This window comes from Lentzea flaviverrucosa (assembly GCF_003350445.1).
Classification (GTDB): domain Bacteria; phylum Actinomycetota; class Actinomycetes; order Mycobacteriales; family Pseudonocardiaceae; genus Lentzea; species Lentzea californiensis.
This window is the reverse complement of record NZ_QQAU01000009.1, coordinates 343,693-360,838: the sequence shown is the minus strand read 5'-3', so window position 1 is coordinate 360,838 and position 17,146 is coordinate 343,693. Positions and strand designations below refer to the sequence as shown.

The 17,146-nt window shown below is 71.1% G+C and carries 16 protein-coding genes; 5 read left to right on the top strand and 11 right to left on the bottom strand.

Annotated features, from left to right (window positions below; all coding sequences use genetic code 11):
* From DFR72_RS27815 to DFR72_RS27790, 6 genes are all read right to left on the bottom strand, one after another.
* The gene (locus tag DFR72_RS27815) at positions 1-768 is read right to left on the bottom strand and encodes a citryl-CoA lyase (RefSeq protein WP_090003909.1); all 768 of its coding nucleotides are present in this window, start codon (positions 766-768) and stop codon (positions 1-3) included.
* Positions 755-1,894, bottom strand: coding sequence for a CaiB/BaiF CoA transferase family protein (locus DFR72_RS27810; protein WP_090063489.1), 1,140 nt, complete (start codon positions 1,892-1,894; stop codon positions 755-757). The genes DFR72_RS27815 and DFR72_RS27810 overlap by 14 nt, the downstream gene beginning before the upstream one ends.
* Positions 1,894-3,312, bottom strand: coding sequence for an amidohydrolase family protein (locus DFR72_RS27805; RefSeq protein ID WP_090063488.1), 1,419 nt, complete (start codon positions 3,310-3,312; stop codon positions 1,894-1,896). The genes DFR72_RS27810 and DFR72_RS27805 overlap by 1 nt, the downstream gene beginning before the upstream one ends.
* Positions 3,313-3,386: 74 nt before the next feature.
* Positions 3,387-4,193, bottom strand: a complete 807-nt coding sequence (locus DFR72_RS27800) for an IclR family transcriptional regulator domain-containing protein (protein ID WP_090063487.1) — start codon at positions 4,191-4,193, stop codon at positions 3,387-3,389.
* A 27-nt stretch (positions 4,194-4,220) separates the two neighbouring features.
* On the bottom strand, positions 4,221-6,701 hold the full coding sequence (locus DFR72_RS27795; protein WP_090063486.1) for an excinuclease ABC subunit UvrA: 2,481 nt from the start codon (positions 6,699-6,701) through the stop codon (positions 4,221-4,223).
* A 9-nt stretch (positions 6,702-6,710) separates the two neighbouring features.
* Entirely contained in the window at positions 6,711-7,682 is a 972-nt protein-coding gene (locus DFR72_RS27790; protein WP_090063485.1) for a TerC/Alx family metal homeostasis membrane protein, read from the bottom strand.
* 206 nt (positions 7,683-7,888) lie between these two features.
* Between DFR72_RS27790 and DFR72_RS27785 the strand changes: the two genes are divergently transcribed.
* From DFR72_RS27785 to DFR72_RS27765, 5 genes are read left to right on the top strand one after another with little or no spacing between them, the layout of a single operon-like run.
* The gene (locus tag DFR72_RS27785; protein WP_090063484.1) at positions 7,889-8,935 is read left to right on the top strand and encodes a MerR family transcriptional regulator; all 1,047 of its coding nucleotides are present in this window, start codon (positions 7,889-7,891) and stop codon (positions 8,933-8,935) included.
* Positions 8,936-8,945: 10 nt separating this feature from the next.
* A complete protein-coding gene (locus tag DFR72_RS27780) occupies positions 8,946-9,773 on the top strand; it encodes a CPBP family intramembrane glutamic endopeptidase (protein ID WP_090063483.1) in 828 nt (275 codons plus the stop codon).
* A complete protein-coding gene (locus tag DFR72_RS27775; RefSeq protein ID WP_090063482.1) occupies positions 9,770-10,894 on the top strand; it encodes a sensor histidine kinase in 1,125 nt (374 codons plus the stop codon). Before DFR72_RS27780 ends, DFR72_RS27775 begins: the two co-directional genes overlap by 4 nt.
* Positions 10,891-11,547 (top strand): response regulator, encoded by a 657-nt coding sequence (locus DFR72_RS27770; protein ID WP_090063481.1) that lies wholly within the window; start codon positions 10,891-10,893, stop codon positions 11,545-11,547. Before DFR72_RS27775 ends, DFR72_RS27770 begins: the two co-directional genes overlap by 4 nt.
* A 59-nt stretch (positions 11,548-11,606) precedes the next feature.
* Positions 11,607-12,821 carry a GDSL-type esterase/lipase family protein gene (locus tag DFR72_RS27765; protein ID WP_090063480.1) on the top strand — a complete coding sequence of 405 codons (1,215 nt, stop codon included), beginning with the start codon at positions 11,607-11,609 and terminating at the stop codon, positions 12,819-12,821.
* Here DFR72_RS27765 and DFR72_RS27760 read toward each other — a convergent pair.
* The 5 genes from DFR72_RS27760 to DFR72_RS27740 all read right to left on the bottom strand — a co-directional run bounded on the left by DFR72_RS27760 (position 12,818) and on the right by DFR72_RS27740 (position 17,117).
* Entirely contained in the window at positions 12,818-13,381 is a 564-nt protein-coding gene (locus DFR72_RS27760) for a hypothetical protein (protein WP_143086605.1), read from the bottom strand. The two genes, DFR72_RS27765 and DFR72_RS27760, sit on opposite strands and share 4 nt — an antisense overlap.
* On the bottom strand, positions 13,378-14,730 hold the full coding sequence (locus tag DFR72_RS27755) for a hypothetical protein (protein WP_090063478.1): 1,353 nt from the start codon (positions 14,728-14,730) through the stop codon (positions 13,378-13,380). Before DFR72_RS27755 ends, DFR72_RS27760 begins: the two co-directional genes overlap by 4 nt.
* A complete protein-coding gene (locus tag DFR72_RS27750) occupies positions 14,727-15,488 on the bottom strand; it encodes an ABC transporter ATP-binding protein (RefSeq protein ID WP_090063477.1) in 762 nt (253 codons plus the stop codon). Before DFR72_RS27750 ends, DFR72_RS27755 begins: the two co-directional genes overlap by 4 nt.
* Positions 15,489-15,570: 82 nt before the next feature.
* Entirely contained in the window at positions 15,571-16,329 is a 759-nt protein-coding gene (locus DFR72_RS27745) for an ABC transporter ATP-binding protein (RefSeq protein ID WP_090063476.1), read from the bottom strand.
* Positions 16,326-17,117: a cupin domain-containing protein gene (locus DFR72_RS27740; RefSeq protein ID WP_090063475.1), complete on the bottom strand. Its 792-nt coding sequence runs from the start codon at positions 17,115-17,117 to the stop codon at positions 16,326-16,328. The genes DFR72_RS27745 and DFR72_RS27740 overlap by 4 nt, the downstream gene beginning before the upstream one ends.
* Between the last annotated feature and the right edge of the window lie 29 nt (positions 17,118-17,146).

Sequence of the window (17,146 nt, the reverse complement as noted above, 5' to 3'; positions counted from 1 at the left end):
TCACTCCTCGACAGGCGCGACAGACCTGGTATTCGTGTCGACGGAAAGGAAGATCTGGTTGGCGACGGGGTTGCGCAGCTCCTCGGCGAGCTGCCCGATGAGGCCGGCGGTGCGGGCGAGCAACGCGAAGCCGCGCAACAACTCCAGCGGCAGGCCGAGGTCGGCGAGCACCGCGCCGCACGTGCCGGCACCGTTGAGCGGCAACGTCTTGCCGAGCACCTGCGGGTGAACGCGCCCGATCGCGGCGAACAGCGAGAGGTGCGGCCCGACCAGGCCTTCCTCCTCGGCGATCTCGAACAGGCGTGGCGTGCGGGGGTCGCCGTTCTTGTGCACGTGGTGCCCGAGCCCGGGAATGCGGGCCTTCCCCTGCGCCCGAACGGTTTCCAGCGCGAGGGCGTCCCAGTCCTCCCGGGGCGCGTGAGCGCTGACCACGGAGTTGAGGAATCGGCCGGCGTCCTCGGTGACGCCGAGGAACCGCGAACCGCCGCCGAGCAGCCCCGCCGCCAGTGCGCCCTGCACGGAGTCGGGGGCCGACAGGAAGGTCAGGCGGCTGACGATGGCGGTCGGTGTGAACCCGTGGTCGGCGAGGGCGGCCAGCACCGCCTCGAACAGCCGCGTCTCGCCGGGGCTCGGCCTGCGCTGGGTGGCGAGCCAGAACGCCAGCTCACCGAACCCGACGGTGCCCATCACGTCACGGGCGAGGTCCTGCCCCAGCAACGTGATCGTGTCGGGCGTGGACGCGCCGAGCGCCGTTTCATAGACCGTCACGGTCCTCCTCCAGCCACGTGCGCAGCTCCTCGCCGTGCTCGTCCAGTTCGGGCGGCGGCAGCCGGTAGACCGCCGGTGTCTCCGAGAAGCGGATCGGGTGCCGGGTGGTCGGCACGTCCCCGACGACCACGACGGGGTCGAGCCCGAACCGTTCGGCCATGGCGAACCCGCCGTCGATCGTGTTGATCGGCCCGCAGGGCACCCCGGCGGCGACGAGCAGGTCGAACCACTCGACGGCGCCACGGGCCCGCAGCCGTTCCACCAGGATCGGCCGCAGCTCCTCGCGGTGGCGCGTGCGGTCGGCGTTGCGGGCGAACCGCGGGTCGTCCGGCACCTCGGACAACTCCAGGACCTCGCACAGGCGCCGGAACTGGCCGTCGTTGGCCGCCGCGACGATCAGGTCGTTGTCGGCGGTCGGCAGCGGCTCGTAGGGGAACACGCTGGGGTGCGCGTTGCCCATGCGGAACGGCACGACGTCCCCCGCCACGAACGCGGAGCTGTGGTTCACCAGTCCCGTCAGCGCGGACGACAGCAGGTTCACCTCGACGAGCTGGCCCTGCCCGGTCTGGTCGCGGTGGCGCAGCGCGGCGAGGACGCCGATCACGGCGTGGTTGCCCGCCATCACGTCGAACACCGAGATGCCCGCGCGGTACGGCGGCCCGTCCGGGTCTCCGGTCAGGCTCATCAGCCCGGAGATCGCCTGCACCATCAGGTCGTAACCGGGGACGTGCCTGCCCTCCCCGGAACCGAAACCCGTGATCGACGCGTAGATGACGCGCGGGTTCGACGCGCTGACCGAGGCGTGGTCGAGCCCGTACTTGGCCAGGCCGCCGGGCTTGAAGTTCTCGATCACCACGTCGGCGCGCCGGGCGAGCTCCCGTCCCAGCGCGGCGTCGTCCTCGGAGCGCAGGTCGAGGGCGATCGACCGCTTGCCCCGGTTGACGCCCAGGTAGTAGGTGGAGACGTCGTCGCGGACGGGCGGCGTCCACGTGCGCGTCTCGTCGCCGGCCGGTCCCTCGACCTTGACGACCGAGGCGCCCATGTCGGCCAGCAGCATGGTCGCGTACGGGCCCGCCAGCACGCGCGAGAAGTCGGCTACGAGCAGGCCTTCGAGTGGACCGCCCATCAGACGGACGTCCGGGTGTCGCCGCGGTACTCGGTGTAGGTGTAGGGGTTGTCCAGCACCTTGGACTCCGGGACATCGGGGTTCATGCCCTTCGCCCACGCCTCCTCGCCGAGCTGCGCCCGCAGGTGGTCGACGGTGCCCGACACCTGGGCGCGGATGGAGTCGAGGTCGACGCCGACGAGCCTGTGGTCGCGCTTCACGATCCGGCCGTCGACGATCACCGTGTCCACATCGGACCGTTGCGCCTGGAACGCCACGTGCCCGTACGGGTTGAGGATCGGGAACATCGCGGGGGAGTTCTCGTTGCGCAGCAACACGATGTCGGCCTTCTTGCCGACCTCCAGGCTGCCGAGGTCCGCGTCGCGTCCCAACGCCCGAGCACCGCCCATCGTCGCCCACTGCACGACCTGCTCGGCCCGCAGCGACGAGTGCGTGACGGTGTCGTTGTTGCCGTGCGCGGCCATGTGTTCGCGCGATCGGTCGGCGCCCAACGTCGTTCGCATCGCCGAGAACAGGTCGCCGCTCCACCACACCGAGGTGTCCATCGACAGCGACACCGGGATGCCGTGCTCGCGGATCGCCCAGGTGGGCGGGTAGCCCTGGCCCGCGCTCTGCTCGCTCTCGGTCGACACGGAGATCGAGCCGCCGGTCGCCGCGATGCGGTGGTACGAGTCGGCGGACAACGTCGCCGCGTGCACGTAGATCGACTGCGGCGTCATGAAGCCGTTGTCGTACATCAGTCTGATGCCGTCGTCGTTGGTCGCGCCCCACACACCGGCGTGCGTGGTGACGGGGACGCCGAGCTCCCGGGCGACCTCGAAGGCGGCCTTCTCGGGGAACGACGGGTCGCCCGTGACGTCGAACGCGAGCTGGAAGCCCAGCATGTCGTCGCCGGTGATGCGGCGGGAGACGAAGTCGCGGAACTCCGGGGTGGCGGTCCAGGCGGCGGGGCTGTCCTGGATGTTGCCGTAGGCCAGCACGAACCGCCCGGGCACCGCCTGCAACGCGTCGACGGCGGCGTCGGCGTGCTCGGTGGTCTGCAGGCCGTGCGACCAGTCGACGGTCGTGGTGACCCCGGCGTCGAGCGCCTCGGCGGCGCCCAGGAGGTTGCCCGCGTGGATGTCCTGCGGCCGGAAGACCTTGCCCCACTCCAGGTAGTACCAGACGAAGTACTGCGTGAGCGTCCAGTCCGCGCCGTAGCCGCGCATCGCGGTCTGCCACATGTGCCGGTGCGTGTCGATCATGCCCGGCATGACGATGCCGTTCGTGGCGTCGACCTCGACGGTCCCCTCCGGCACCTCCAGCCTCGGCCCGATCGCGGCGATGCGGTCGCCGGCGACGAGGACGTCGTGGTCGACGAGCGGCTGGCGGCCGTCCATGGTCAGGACAGTGCCGTTTCTCAGGACGACGGAACTCATCGGGAACTCCCTTGACCGTCTGACGGACAGGTGTCCGTTGAATCGTCAACCGTCGACGGCCGCTGGTCAACCCCTCAGGACGCGACGACCTCGTGCGGCACCGTGCCGAGCCGCGCGAAGTCGGCGCTGATCTCGCCCGCGACCTGCAGCAGGAGCGGCAGGTGGTGCTCGACCATGTGCTCGACCGACGTCTCGGACGCGTGGCAGTTGACGTTGATCCCGGCCACGACCCTGCCGCTCCCGTCGCGCAACGGCGCCGCGACCGACCGGATGCCCAGCGCGAGCTGCTCGTCGGTCAGCGCCCACCCGCGCGCCCGGACGTCGCGCAGCTCGGCGTCGCGCTCGGCCACGTCCGGCTGCCAGCGCGAGATCAGGCCGGACCGGGTCGGCTGCGCCAGCACGGCCTCCAGCTCGTCCGGCGCGAGGGCGGCGAGCTGCACCTTTCCCAGCGAGGTCGGCAGTGCCGGGAACCGCGTGCCGATCTGCACGGACAGCGTGACGATCTTCGGCACGGCGACCCTCGCGACGTAGATGATGTCCGGCCCGTCGAGCTGCGCGATCGACACGGACTCGTTGGTGCGGGCGCACAGCCGTTCCATGTGCGGTCGGGCCACGTCCCACAGGCCCATCGACCGCACGTACGCGACGCCGAGGTCGAGCACCCGCGGCGTGAGCGCGAAGCCGGCCTCGCTCTGCCGCACGTACCCGAGTTCGGCGAGCGTGAGCAGGATGCGGCGCGTGGTCGGCCGTGCGAGCCCGGTGGCCGACGCGACCTCGCTGAGCGTCATCACCGGGCGCAACGGCCGGAACGCGCGGATCACGTCCAGGCCGCGGGCGAGCGCCTCGATGAAGTCGGGGCCGGTGTCAGGGCGAGCAGGCATGTGCTCACGATATCGGACACTTGTCCGTTAAGCAGTGAGGTGTTTGCCGAGGTACCGGCCCGTCAGGCTGCCCGGTGCCGAGACGACCTCCTGCGGACTTCCCGCGGCGACGATCGTGCCGCCCGCCGCTCCGCCGCCGGGTCCCATGTCGACCACGTGGTCGGCGTTGGCGATCAGGTCGAGGTCGTGCTCGATGACGACGACGGTCGCGCCCCTGTCCGTGAGGCGCCCGATCACCGACAGCAGCGTGCGGACGTCGAGCGGGTGCAGGCCGACGCTGGGCTCGTCCAGCACGAACAGCGCGTTCGCCTGGTCGCGGTCCAGTTCGGAGGCGAGCTTCAGCCGCTGCGCCTCGCCGCCGGACAACGCGGTGGTGGCCTCGCCCAGGGTGAGGTAGCCCAGGCCCAGGTCGATCAACGCCTGCAGGCGGGTGCGGACCCGGCGCATGTCCCGCACGTGCTCGACGGCCTGCCGCACGGTCAGCGCGAGCAGCCCGGGCAGGGTGATCCCGTCCTCGGTGCGGCGGAACGCGCTCGCGGCGGGGGAGTAGCGGGTGCCGCCGCAGTCCGGGCAGGCGATGTCGACGTCCGGCAGGAACTGCACGTCGAGCGAGATCTCGCCGGTGCCCTCGCAGCGCGGGCACCGCAACGACCCGGTGTTGTAGGAGAAGTCGCTCGCGGTCAGGCCTTCCGCGCCGGCCGCGTAGGCGCGCCGGAGGTCGTCCAGGACACCGCTGTAGGTGGCGACGGTGGAGCGGACGTTGACGCCGATCGGGGTCGCGTCGACCACGTTCACCCGCGTGATCGATCCGGCGTCGACCTCCTCGACCCAGGCGGGCAGCCTCGTGCCGGAGTTCTTGGCCTCCAGCGCGGGCACGAGGCTCTCGAGGACCAGCGTGGTCTTCCCCGAGCCGGACACGCCGGTGACGGCGGTGAGGCGCCCCTGCGGAAGGTCCAGGTCCAAGGCGTGGACCGTGTGCAACGGACGGGTGGCGAGGTGGATGCGGCCGTGCTCGAACATCTCGTCGTCACCGGCCCGAGGCCGCACGACGACCGGTTCGCGGCCGACGAGGAAGCCGCCCAGCAACGAGTCCGGGTCCTCCGCGAGCGCGGTGACGTCGCCGGTGGCGAGAACGCGCCCGCCCTCCGCTCCGGAACCGGGCCCGATCTCGATCAGCCAGTCGGCCTCGCGCAGCACCTGGACGTCGTGGTCGACGAGCACCACGGAGTTGCCGTCCCGCAACAGGTCCCGCACCACGCCGAGCAGTCCGTCCACGTTGGACGGGTGCAGGCCGATGGACGGCTCGTCCAGCACGTAGAGCACGCCGGTCGTCTCGTTGCGCACCGCCCGCGCGAGCTGCACGCGCTGCCGCTCGCCGGTGGACAACGTCGAGGACGCCCGATCGAGGCTCAGGTACCCGAGGCCGAGCTCGACCAGCCGCCGCGCGGTCCCCAGCAGCTGACCGGTGATGCTCTGGGCCATCGCGAGCATGTCCGGCGGCAGGGACCGCACGACGAGCGGAACCCAGGCGACCAGGTCGTCCAGCGTCTTGGCGGTGGCCTCGGCGAGGTCGATCCCGCCGACCTGAGGGGCGAGCGCCTGCGGGCTCAGCCGGGTGCCGTGGCAGGTGGGACAGGTCTGGGTGGTGATGAACCTGGTGACGCGGTTCAGGCCGCGTTCGGTGGTGGCGTTGTCCATCGCCTCCTGGACGGCCAGCCGCGCGTTGCGGTAGGTGAAGTTCAGGTCGAACACCCGGCCGGCCTTGGACGGCACGCGGATCTGGCGCTTCTCCGCGGGACCGTGCAGGACGATCTCGCGTTCCTCGTCGGTGAGGTCGGCGTACGGCACGTCGGTACGCACACCGAACTCCCCGACGACCTCGGGCATGACGGCGAGCCCGAACAGCGACCACGGCGCGACCGCCCCGCCGGCGATCGTGAGCGAGGGATCGGGGACCAGCCGGTCCTCGTCGATCTCCCGCACCACACCGGTCCCGGTGCAGTGCGGGCACGCGCCGTCGGAGTTGAACGCCAGCGACTCCGCGCCCGGCGGGGTGAACGTGACGTCGCAGACGGGGCAGGTCAGGTCGAGCTCCTGCGCCACGGCGATCGTGGGTTCCTGCCGGTGGCCGTTCGGGCAGCGGTGTGAGGCGAGCCGGGAGAACAGCAGGCGCAGCACGTTGAGCAGCTCGGTGGAGGTGCCGAACGTGCTGCGCACCCCCGGCACGCCCGGCCGTTGCCGCAGGGCGAGCGCGGCCGGGACGTGCCGGACGGTGTCGACGGCCGCCCGCGGTGCCTGGGACATCCGGCGGCGGGTGTACGTCGACAGCGCCTCGACGTAGCGCCGCGACCCTTCCGCGTAGAGCACGCCCATCGCGAGCGACGACTTGCCCGATCCGGACACGCCCGCGATGGCGACGAGCTTGCGCAGCGGCACCGTGACGTCGACGTCCTGGAGGTTGTGCACCCGCGCGCCGCGCACCTCGATGGCCCAAGGCTGTTCCTGCATCCACCGAACTTACGGGCCGGCGACCGTTTCCTCGCGGCGGGAACGCAGGCTCGTCACGGTGACGACGCCCAGCGTCACCACGATGACGGCCAGCGAGACCGGGGTCGGGATCGTCGGCACGGCCGGCCACACGCCGTGCGCCCAGTGCAGCACCAGCTTCACCCCGATGAACGCCAGGATGACCGCGAGGCCGTGGTTGAGGTGCACGAGCTTGGTGAGCAACGACTGCAGCACGAAGTACAGCGCGCGCAGGCCGAGCAACGCGAACGCGTTGGTGGTGAACACCAGGTACGGGTCCTCGGTGATGCCGTACACCGCCGGCACCGAGTCGATCGCGAACACGACGTCGGTCGCGAAGATCGCCACCACCACGATCGCGAGCGGGGTGAGGGCCCTGCGCCCGTTCTCGCGGACGGTCATCCTGGTGCCGCGGTAGTCGTCGGTGACCGGCATCAGCCTGCGCAGCAGCCGCACCGACCGCATCTTCGAGGTGTCCTTGGCCTCGGGGTGACCGGCGAGCGCCGTCTGCAGGATCTTCACCGCCGAGACGAGCAGCACGAGCCCGAACACGAGGAACGCCCAGGTCCCGGCTGACAGCATCGCGGCGCCGGCCGCGATGAAGATGCCGCGCAGCACCAACGCGCCGACGATGCCGTAGAGCAGCACGCGTTGCTGGATCTCCGCCGGCACGCTGAAGGCGGCGAGCAGCAGCATGAAGACGAACAGGTTGTCCACCGAGAGGGACTTCTCCACCACGAACCCGGTGACGAACTCCAGCGACTGACCGCTGCCGAACTCGAACCACAGCCAGAGCCCGAACACCAGCGGCAGCGCCAGGTAGAAGACGGACCAGCCCGCGGCCTCCTTGACGGACACCTCGTGCGGGCGGCGGGTCACCAGGAAGTCGACCACCAGCAGGACCAGCAACGCCGCGATGCTCACGAACCACAGACCGGGCGATGCCACGGAGTGCACGGGCACAAAGCCTCCTCGAACACGATCGTTCGAGGTCTCCTTCACCCGGTGCGGGTGGCCTCCCGAGGACACCTCGGGGTGTCCGTACTGACCGGGCAGGCGCTTGGGAAGTACTCCCCTCGCGGGTCAGCATAGGTAAAGGGTTGGTAATGCTCAAGTAAGTCGGTCGTGTGGGTTGCATCTCAAGCCGCTTGAGGTCCGATAGTGGCCTCATGAACGACATCAGGCTGTACGCGATCGGAGAGGTGGCGCGCCGGACGGGGCTGAGCGTCAGCGCGATCCGGTTCTACTCCGACGAGGGGATCGTGGCCCCCGCCGAGGTCACCGCGGCGGGGCACCGGCTCTACGACGTCCACGCGATCGCCCGGCTGGAGTTCGTCAGCACGCTGCGCGAGCTGGACGCGGGCCTGGACGACATCCGGCGCCTGCTGGAGGGACGGGTGACGCTGTCCGACCTCGCGACCGCGCACCTGTCCCGCCTGGACGACCAGGCCCGTCGCATCCGCTCCAGGAAGGCCGTGCTGCGGACGATCGCCCGGCAGCACACCGAGGCCGAGCAGGTGATCCTCATGCACAAGCTGGTGGGAATGTCCGACGGGGAGCGCGATCGGCTGTTCGACGACTTCTGGAACGAGATCAGCGAGGGCCTCGAGGTCAGCCCCGAGTTCCTCGGGCTCATGCGCAACGGCCGTCTGGTCCTGCCGGACGAGCCGTCCACCGAGCAGCTGGAGGCGTGGATCGAGCTGGCGAACCTCCTGCAGGACGCGGACTTCCGCCGTGAGGTGAAGAAGGCGTTGCGGGAGACCTTCTCCGGGCCGGCCGCCGCGATGATGACGTCGGCGGAGATGGTGGGCGCGTTCGAACGGGGAGGCGCGATCTTCGTGCGGGCGCAGGAGGCGCAGCAGGCCGGTGAGCCGGCGGACTCGCCGCGGGGGCGCGAGATCGCCGGTCTCTACGCGGCTCACCTGGGGGAGATCACCGAGACCCCGGACAGTCCTGAGTACCGGGAGAAGCTGGCGGCCGATGTGATGGACATCGAGCGGTTGCACCTGGAGTCGATCGAGGAGGCCGCCACGTCCACCGATCCGTACATCCGGTACCAGTCGCTGGTGGCGATCATCGACGGGACCGCCCAGGAGGCCGCCGAGTTCATGCCGTTCGCCTGGCTGTCCGCGGCGCTGAACGCCAGCGTGTCCCCCGAGCGAGCTACACACGAATGTCCACCGCACGGGGACGTTCCGGACGCGCGAAATCCCTAACGTTCCGGCCATGCGATTTCTGAAGCAGTTCCTCTTGGTCGCGGCCGTCTCGTTCGTGGGTGCCGCCGGCGTGCAGGCGTTGGGCTGGAACGCGCCGCTCACGCTCGTCGCCGGTGTCGTCGCGGCCGCGCTGGCACTGGCCACGTACGCCTGGGTGGTGCGCAGGACCGAACGCCGCGAGCCCGCCGAGGTCTCGCTGAAGATCGCCGCCGGCGCTCTCGGCCGCGGTGTCCTCGTCGGACTCGCCATGTTCGGGGCGGTGATCCTGAACATCACCTTCCTCGGCGGTTACGAGGTGCGCGGCTGGGGCTCGGTGCCCGGCATGATCGCGATCCTCGGGTTCATGGTCGCCGTCGCGGTGACCGAGGAGCTGATGTACCGCGGCGTCGTGTTCCGCATCGTCGAGGAGCACCTCGGCACGTGGCTCGCCCTGGTCCTGAGTGGACTGGTGTTCGGCTTCGCTCACATCTTCAACCAGAACGCCACGGTGTGGAGCTCGCTCGCCATCGCGATCGAGGCGGGGCTCATGCTCGGCGCCGCGTACGTGGCCACGCGCAACCTGTGGGTGCCGATCGGCGTGCACTTCGCCTGGAACTTCGCGCAGGGCGGCATCTTCAGCACCAGCGTCTCCGGTCAGGACGCGCCGCAGGGGCTGCTGGACGGCGTCACGTCCGGCCCCGCGCTCGTCACCGGCGGGGCGTTCGGGCCGGAGGCGAGCGTGTACTCGGTGCTGGCCGGCCTGGTCGTCACGGCGGCGTTCCTGTGGCTGGCCAAGCGCCGCGGCAACATCATGCCGCGCCGGGGCCGTACCGCGCCGGCCGCTACTCTCGCCGCGTGATCAGCCTTCAGCGGTGGCGCGCCTGGGACGTCCGCGTCCAGGACGCGCCACTGGCGTTGCTGCTCGCGCTGGCATCGCTGGTGCCCGCGTTGCACGACAAGGGAACGCAGCTCGGCGGACTGCCGAACCGGCCGTTCGACGCCCTCGCGATCGCGGTGATCGCGTTGGAGTGCCTGCCGCTGGTCTTCCGCCGGAAGTGGCCGCTGGTCTGCCTCGCGGTGGTGTCGGTCGCGTTCGCCGCCGACCAGCTGCGCGGCTACCACACCGTCGCCGGCACGGCCCTGTCGATCGCGTTGATCAGCGCCGGGCTGCACCTGTCGCACCACCGGCGCGGCACCGTGATCGCGCTCTCCGCCGGGTACGCCGGGCTGGCCGTCGCGCTGGAACTGAACGGGGCCACGGAAGGCGTGGCCGGGTTCGTCACGTTCTACCTGGCAGTGGCCGCCCTGTGGGCGATCGGCGCGTGGCTGCGGCTCTCGCGCAGTGCCGAGGAGGAACGCCGCCGGCACGTCGCCGCGGCGAGCCGTGTCGCGGAACGGACGTTGATCGCCCGCGAGCTCCACGACGTGGTGACCCACCACGTGACGGCGATGGTGGTGCAGGCGGAGGCCGCGCGGTACCTGACCGCCGCCCCCGACCGGCTGGACCAGACGTTGCAGGCGATCACCGACACCGGCCGGCGGTCGCTGACCGACCTGCGGCACCTGCTCGACCTGCTGAACCCCGACCACAGCACGGAAGCGCTCGGGGACCTGCGCACGCTCGTCGAGCAGACCCGGCTGGCCGGGCAGCCCGTGGAGTTCGCGGAGGAGGGCGAGGCGACGCGGGACGCGGGCAGCGCCGAGGCCGTCGCGTACCGGGTCGTGCAGGAGGCGCTGACGAACGCGTTGAAGTACGCGCACGGCAACCCGACGAACGTGCACGTGCGTTACGGCGAAAGGGAAATCACCGTGGAGGTCGGTACCGAGGGCGCGAGGTCGTCCACGGCGGTCGGAGGCAGCGGCCGCGGCCTGGCCGGGCTGCGCGAACGCGTCGACGTGCTGGGCGGCGAGTTCTCGGCGGGTCAGCGCGACGGCGGTTTCGTGGTCAGGGCGCGCATCCCCGCGGGGAACCCGGCGTGACCGCACCGGTCCGCGTGCTGGTGTGCGACGACCAGGCGCTCATCCGCACCGGGTTCGCCACGATCATCGACGCCCAGCCGGACCTCGAGGTCGTGGGGGAGTGCGGGGACGGGCGCGCCGCGGTCGACCTGGCCGGCAGGCTGCGCCCGGACGTCGTCGTGATGGACGTCCGGATGCCCGTGCTCGACGGCATCGGCGCGACCAGGCTGCTGGCGGGCGCCGGTGTCCCCGACCCGGTCAAGGTCCTCGTGGTCACGACGTTCAACCTCGACGAGTACGTCTACGAGGCGCTGCGGGCCGGTGCGAGCGGGTTCCTGCTCAAGGACGCGCCACCGGCCCAGCTGCTGCAGGGCATCCGGACCGTGGCGAGCGGTGCCGCCCTGCTCGCGCCGGAGGTGACCCGGCAGCTCGTCGGCAGGTACGCGGCGCGCATCCGGCCGGCCGAGGAGGTCCCGCAGACCCAGCTGGCGCCGCGGGAACTCGAAGTCCTCCGGCTGATCGCCGAGGGCCTGTCGAACAGCGAGATCGCCGCGGCCCTGGTCATCAGCCAGGAGACGGTGAAGACGTACGTGTCGCGCATCTTGACCAAACTCGACCTGCGCGACCGGGTGCAGGCCGTCGTCTACGCCTATCGCCGGGGCCTCGTGACGTAGCGTCTCACCTGGTGATCACAAGACGTGACTTGGTCGTCACCAGGCGATAGGACCGGGGGATGAGAACTCGGAACCTCGCGATCGTGTCGACCGTCCTGGCCGTGGGCGCGCTGCTGACACCGTCGGCGGTGGCGGACCGGCCCGTCTGGTTCACCTCGTGGGCGCAGTCGCAGCAGAACCTCGCCCCCGTCACGCTGCACGACCAGTCGATGCGCATGATCACGCACCTCAGCCAGGGCGGCAGCGCGGTCCGCGTCCGGGTGCAGAACACGTTCGGCAGGCAGCCGCTGACGATCGACCGGACCACTGTCGCGCTGAGCGCGGGAGGCGCGGCCGTGGAGAGCACGCGCGACCTGACGTTCGGAGGCCGCCGCACCGTGACGATCCCCGCGGGCGGCGAGGTGTGGAGCGACCGCACGTCGCTGAACACCAAGCCGGACACCGATCTCGCGGTCAGCATGCACGTCGCGGGGGAGGTCGTGCCCGGCCGGCACGACTCCGCGTTTCGCGACAACTACCTGACCCCGCCCGGCTCTGGCGACCACACCGCCGGCCAGGGTGACGCGTACACGCAGACGGTCCAGTCGACCTACGTGGTCAGCGCGGTCGACGTGTTCAACCCGCGGCTGAAGGGGACGGTCGTGCCGTTCGGCAGCTCGGTCGTCGACGGCGTGGGCAGCACTGTGTGCGGCCCCGGCTGCACCGAGCTCGGTACCAACAAGCGGTGGGCCGACGTGCTGGCCCGCCGCATCGTCGCCTCGTCCGGACCTCAGCTCGCCGTCGCCAACGCCGGCATCAGCGGCACCACCAGTTCCGTCTGCCCGAACACCCCGGCGCCGTTCGTCGGCCTGGATGCGTTGGCACGGCTGGAAAGGGATGTTCTGGCGCTGCACGGCGTCACCGATGTCATCTACTACTACGGCACGAACGACCTCGCGAACGGGTGCACCGCCGCCGACATCGTCACCAGCTACCGTGCGGTGTTCCAGCGGCTGCGCGAGGCCGGGATCGCCGTGCACGTCACGCCGATCACGCCCCGGCCCGGTTACAGCGACCAGAACAACGTGGACCGCCACGCCGTCAACGACTTCGTGAAGCGCGGTGGCGACTGCTCGGACGCCTGCGCCTCGGTGCAGGACTTCGACCAGGTGCTGGAGGACCCGATCAGGCCGAACAGCGTCAACGCCCAGTACGACGTCGGTGACGGCGTGCACGTGAACATCAAGGCACAGCGGGCGATCGCCGACTACGTCGCGCTGGAGACCATCGGCTAACGACGGCCGCCGCGCGCGCTGTACGCGGCGATCCCGCCCACGAACAGCACTCCCGCCGTCCAGCGGGTCACCACGTCGTCCGGGGCGCCGAGCGGCCACGTGACGACGCGGCCGAGCACCGAATCGGCAGGCGGCATGATCGCCGCCACCGCCCACCACAGCACCGGGGCGGTGGCGGCGAGCCGGGCTCCGGCCACCGCCGCCGTGAGACCGGCCAGACCGATCATGCCCGCGGTGTCGCGCACGACGAACGCGGCGACGAACGGTTCGTAGCCGAGTTCTTGCACCAACAGCACCGAGATCGCGGCCACCACCGCAGCGAGCAGGAGGTGCCCGAGGCGCCACCACGGCCACGGCACGGCGGTGGACCTGTCCAGTTCCGGGTCCTGGCCCGCGAGACCGGCCGTCGTCACCAGCACGGCGGCCAGCGTCGTCAGCGACGCGCTGAGCGGCGTCCACGGCGAGTGCAGCGCCGACCACGCGATCAGCACCACGACGGGCAGGACCACCAGCGCCGCAGGGACTCCACGAGACTGCGCGTACAACGCGAGCGGCCTCATCGGCTTGCCTTCAGCACGTCCAGCACGCGTTCGGAGTCCTCGCACGCCAGCAACATCTGCCGCGCCTGTACGACCCGGTTCAGCTGCTCCTGCGCGGGCTGGCCGCGGAACTGCCGCCACGCCTCGTCGACGTCGCCCCGCAGCCGGCTGTTGTTCCACATGAGGGGTTCGGAGGCCAGTTCGGCCAGTTCCCCGTTGAAGTACCCGGCGGTCACGTAGCGGACGACGCCCCCGCTGGTGTCGAAGGTGTTCGGGCCGGCACAACCGGCGATGCCCGCACCGGCCAGCAGTTCCAGCCGCAGCTGGTCACCCGTCATGCTCAGCGGCCTGGGAAAGCCCTGCGACTGCACGTAGACGATGCGGCGATCGCGTTGGGGGGCGGTCAGGTGAGCCATCGCCGACGTGTCCTCCCGGACCTCGGAAGGCGCGTCGGGCAGCACCGAGAGCTTGGCCAGGACGTCACGGCCGACCGGGGCGACGACGGGGAGGCTGACGGCGTGCACCTGGCTCAGGCACACCTCGCCGTCGCAGACCAGCTTCCCCGCGATCGAGTCCGTCACCAGCACCTCGGAGTACTTGACCGGCATGATCGACAGGGCGAGCACGACCGCCAGACCGGCCGGCACGAGAGAGGCCAGGCGGCCGAGGTGGGTTCGTGCGACGAGGAGGAGGAACGCCGTCACGCCCAGGCCGGTGAACCACACGATCTGACCCAGGTCCACCGCCGTCGACGTCGTGACGAGGTCCGAATCCGGCGGGTCGAGAACGGGCGTGAGCAGTGCCAGCCGGGAGATCTCGTCACCGGGCGACTGGACTTCGAGCGCCCGGCCCGCGCTGGTCGCGACCATGAACGTGGCCACCAGCGCCACCGGCACGGTCAGCGGGTGCGGCAGGAACCGGCCCACCGCCAGTCCCAGGAGGACACTCGACGCGAGGGCGAGCACCGCGGTCACCATGAGCGGCACGAACCCGATCGAGACGAAGCCTCCGCCGAACGCGACCGTGGCCACCAGTCCCGCGCACAGCAGCGCGCCCGCCACCGCGACGACACCCGCCACCGCCGAGGCGAGCGTGCCGAGCCTGACCCAGCCGGGCCGGGAGGTGGCGGTGAACAGTTCGGTCACCCTCGCGCGGCTGTCCCGCATTCCCTGCAGGACGGCCAATCCGACCACGAGCGCCCACACGTAGGCCAGCGGCAGCCGGAGTTCGAGCACCGCCGACGTCGAGTTGGCCGTCCACCTCGAGCTCGCGGACGTGATCAGCAGCAGCATTCCCGTGCCGGACACCAGCACGAGCAGCCCGGCCCAGAGCGCGGTCGAGCGCCGCAGTTCGATGCGCAGCCCGGTCACCAGGCACCGCCGGTGGACTTCGCGCTGATCAGTGCCGTGTAGCCGCGCTCGATCGGGCTGTCACCGACGTGCGACGCCGTGCCGGCGGTGGCGAGATCGGCCGGACTCCCCTGGAAGACGAGGGACCCCTCGTTGACGAGCACCACGTCCGTGCAGGCCGCGGCGACGTCCTCGACCAGGTGGGTCGAGATCAGCACGCAGGCCTCCCGGCCCAGTTCGGCGACGAGTTCGCGGAACCGCAGCCGTTGCGCGGGGTCCAGGCCGACCGTCGGTTCGTCCAGCAGCAGGAGCTCGGGTTCGTTGACGATCGCCTGCGCGATGCCGACGCGGCGGACCATGCCGCCGGACAACGACTTCATGCGGTCCTCGGCCCGGTCGGACAGCCCGACCCGTTCGAGTGCCTCCCGCACGGCCTTGGGGATGAGCGCCGGTGGCATCTCCTTCAGCCACGCCAGGTACTCGACGAACTCCCGCACCTTGAAACGCTTGTAGTAGCCGAAGTGCTGCGGCAGGTAGCCGAGCCTGCGCCGGACGGGCCTCAGCTTGCCGCCGGCCGGTGTGCCGAGCAACGACAACGTCCCCGAGGTGGGGGACTGCACCGTCGCCAGCGTGCGGATCAGCGTGGTCTTGCCGGCTCCGTTCGGGCCGAGCAGCCCGTGCACGCCGCGGCCGAGCCCGAGGCTGAGCCCGTTCACCGCGTCGCGGCCCTTGCGCCCGCCCACGCGCACCACCAGGTTGTCGGCTTGGATCGCCTGCATCCGTTCTCCCTCAAGTGTTTCCGCTCTTGACGGGCTAGACGGCGGCGGGGCTCGCGAGGTTCTCGGAATGCTGTGACGCCGGTCACCAGTAGCCGGGCCGGTCGGGGATGTCGAGCAGGGCGCTGTAGCCGCGTTCGAGCGGACTGTCGCCCGCGTGCCGTTCGGTGCCCCGGGCCGCGAGCTGGTCCGGGGTGCCCTGGAAGACGAGTTTTCCTTGGGACAGCAGCACTACGTCCGTGCACGCGGCAGCGACGTCCTCCACCAGGTGCGTCGAGACCACCACGCACGCGTCGGTGCCGAGTTCGGTGAGCAGCTCGCGGAACCTGAGGCGCTGGGCGGGGTCGAGACCGGCGGTCGGTTCGTCGAGCAGGACGATCTCGGGGTCGTTCACGATCGCCTGCGCGATGCCCACCCGCCGGATCATGCCGCCGGACAACGTCTTCATCCTGTCGTCGGCCCGGTCGGCGAGTCCGACCCTCTCGATGGCGCGCTGCACGGCCGCCGGGACGTCACGCATCTCCTTGAGCCACGCCACGTACGCCACGAACTCCCGCACGGTGAACCGCCGGTAGTGCCCGAACTCCTGCGGCAGGTACCCGATCCGGCGCCGGAGGTGGCGGAGGTTCACGCCCCCCAGGAGTGATAGCTCGCCCGAGTGCGGTTTCAACACGGTCGCGAGCGTGCGGATCAGCGTCGTCTTGCCGGCCCCGTTGGGCCCGAGCAACCCGTGCACGCCACGCCCCATGGCGAGCGTGACGCCGTCGACGGCCATCCGCCGCCCGGCCCTGGCCCGCAGGTCGCGGGTCTCGATCTCCCAGGCGTAAGTGGTGGGCGCGGTCATCGGTTCGCCTCCAGACGCGTGAACGCCATCCTCCGCACGACGAGCACCACCAGGCTGGCACCCAGCAGCACGATCCACACGGGCGTCGCGCCCGGACCGAGCGCGACGGCCGTACGGCTGAACGCGATCGTCGGCGCCACGATCGCCACCGCCCACGCCACGATCAACACGATCGCGGCGCGTGTGACTCCGATCAACGTTCCCAGTGCAAGCGTGCCCACCGTGAACGCCAGACACGGCAACAGCCACCGCGCGAACCCGGCGCCGGTCAGCAAACTGGCCACCGCCAGCCCCGGCACCACCACGGCCAGCACCGCCGCGGTGCGGCGAAAGACCAGAGGCAGTCCCGCACGAGGCGTGGCGGCCGTCAGCTCCCACGCGGGGTCCAGCGAACGCCCCCAGGACGCGGCGACACCGAGGACCGGCAGGACAGGCGCGACCAGCAGGACCAGCGACACCCGGTCGCCCACCGCGAACCCGGTCCGGTCGAGCGCAATGGCGGCGGCGATGACCAGCAGGATCATCGCGAGCCACGGCCCCGCGGCAGGCGAGACCCACCCGTGCACCCGACGCCAGGCCCGCGCGCGCGGCATCTGCGGGGTGCGGTCGAGGAGCGGCGAGAGGCCGGCCCACACCGCCTCGGCGATCGGCTCGGGCGCGAGCCTGGCGCGGCAGGGGGCGCAGGTTTCGAGATGCGACTCGACGGCCCACAGCTCGTCGGCGGGGATGTCCTCGTTGCCGCCGGAGTAGCGGTGCAGGAGGTGGTCGCTGGGGTGGTGAGCGGTCATGGTCGCGCCTCCTGCGTCGCGTGGTGCGG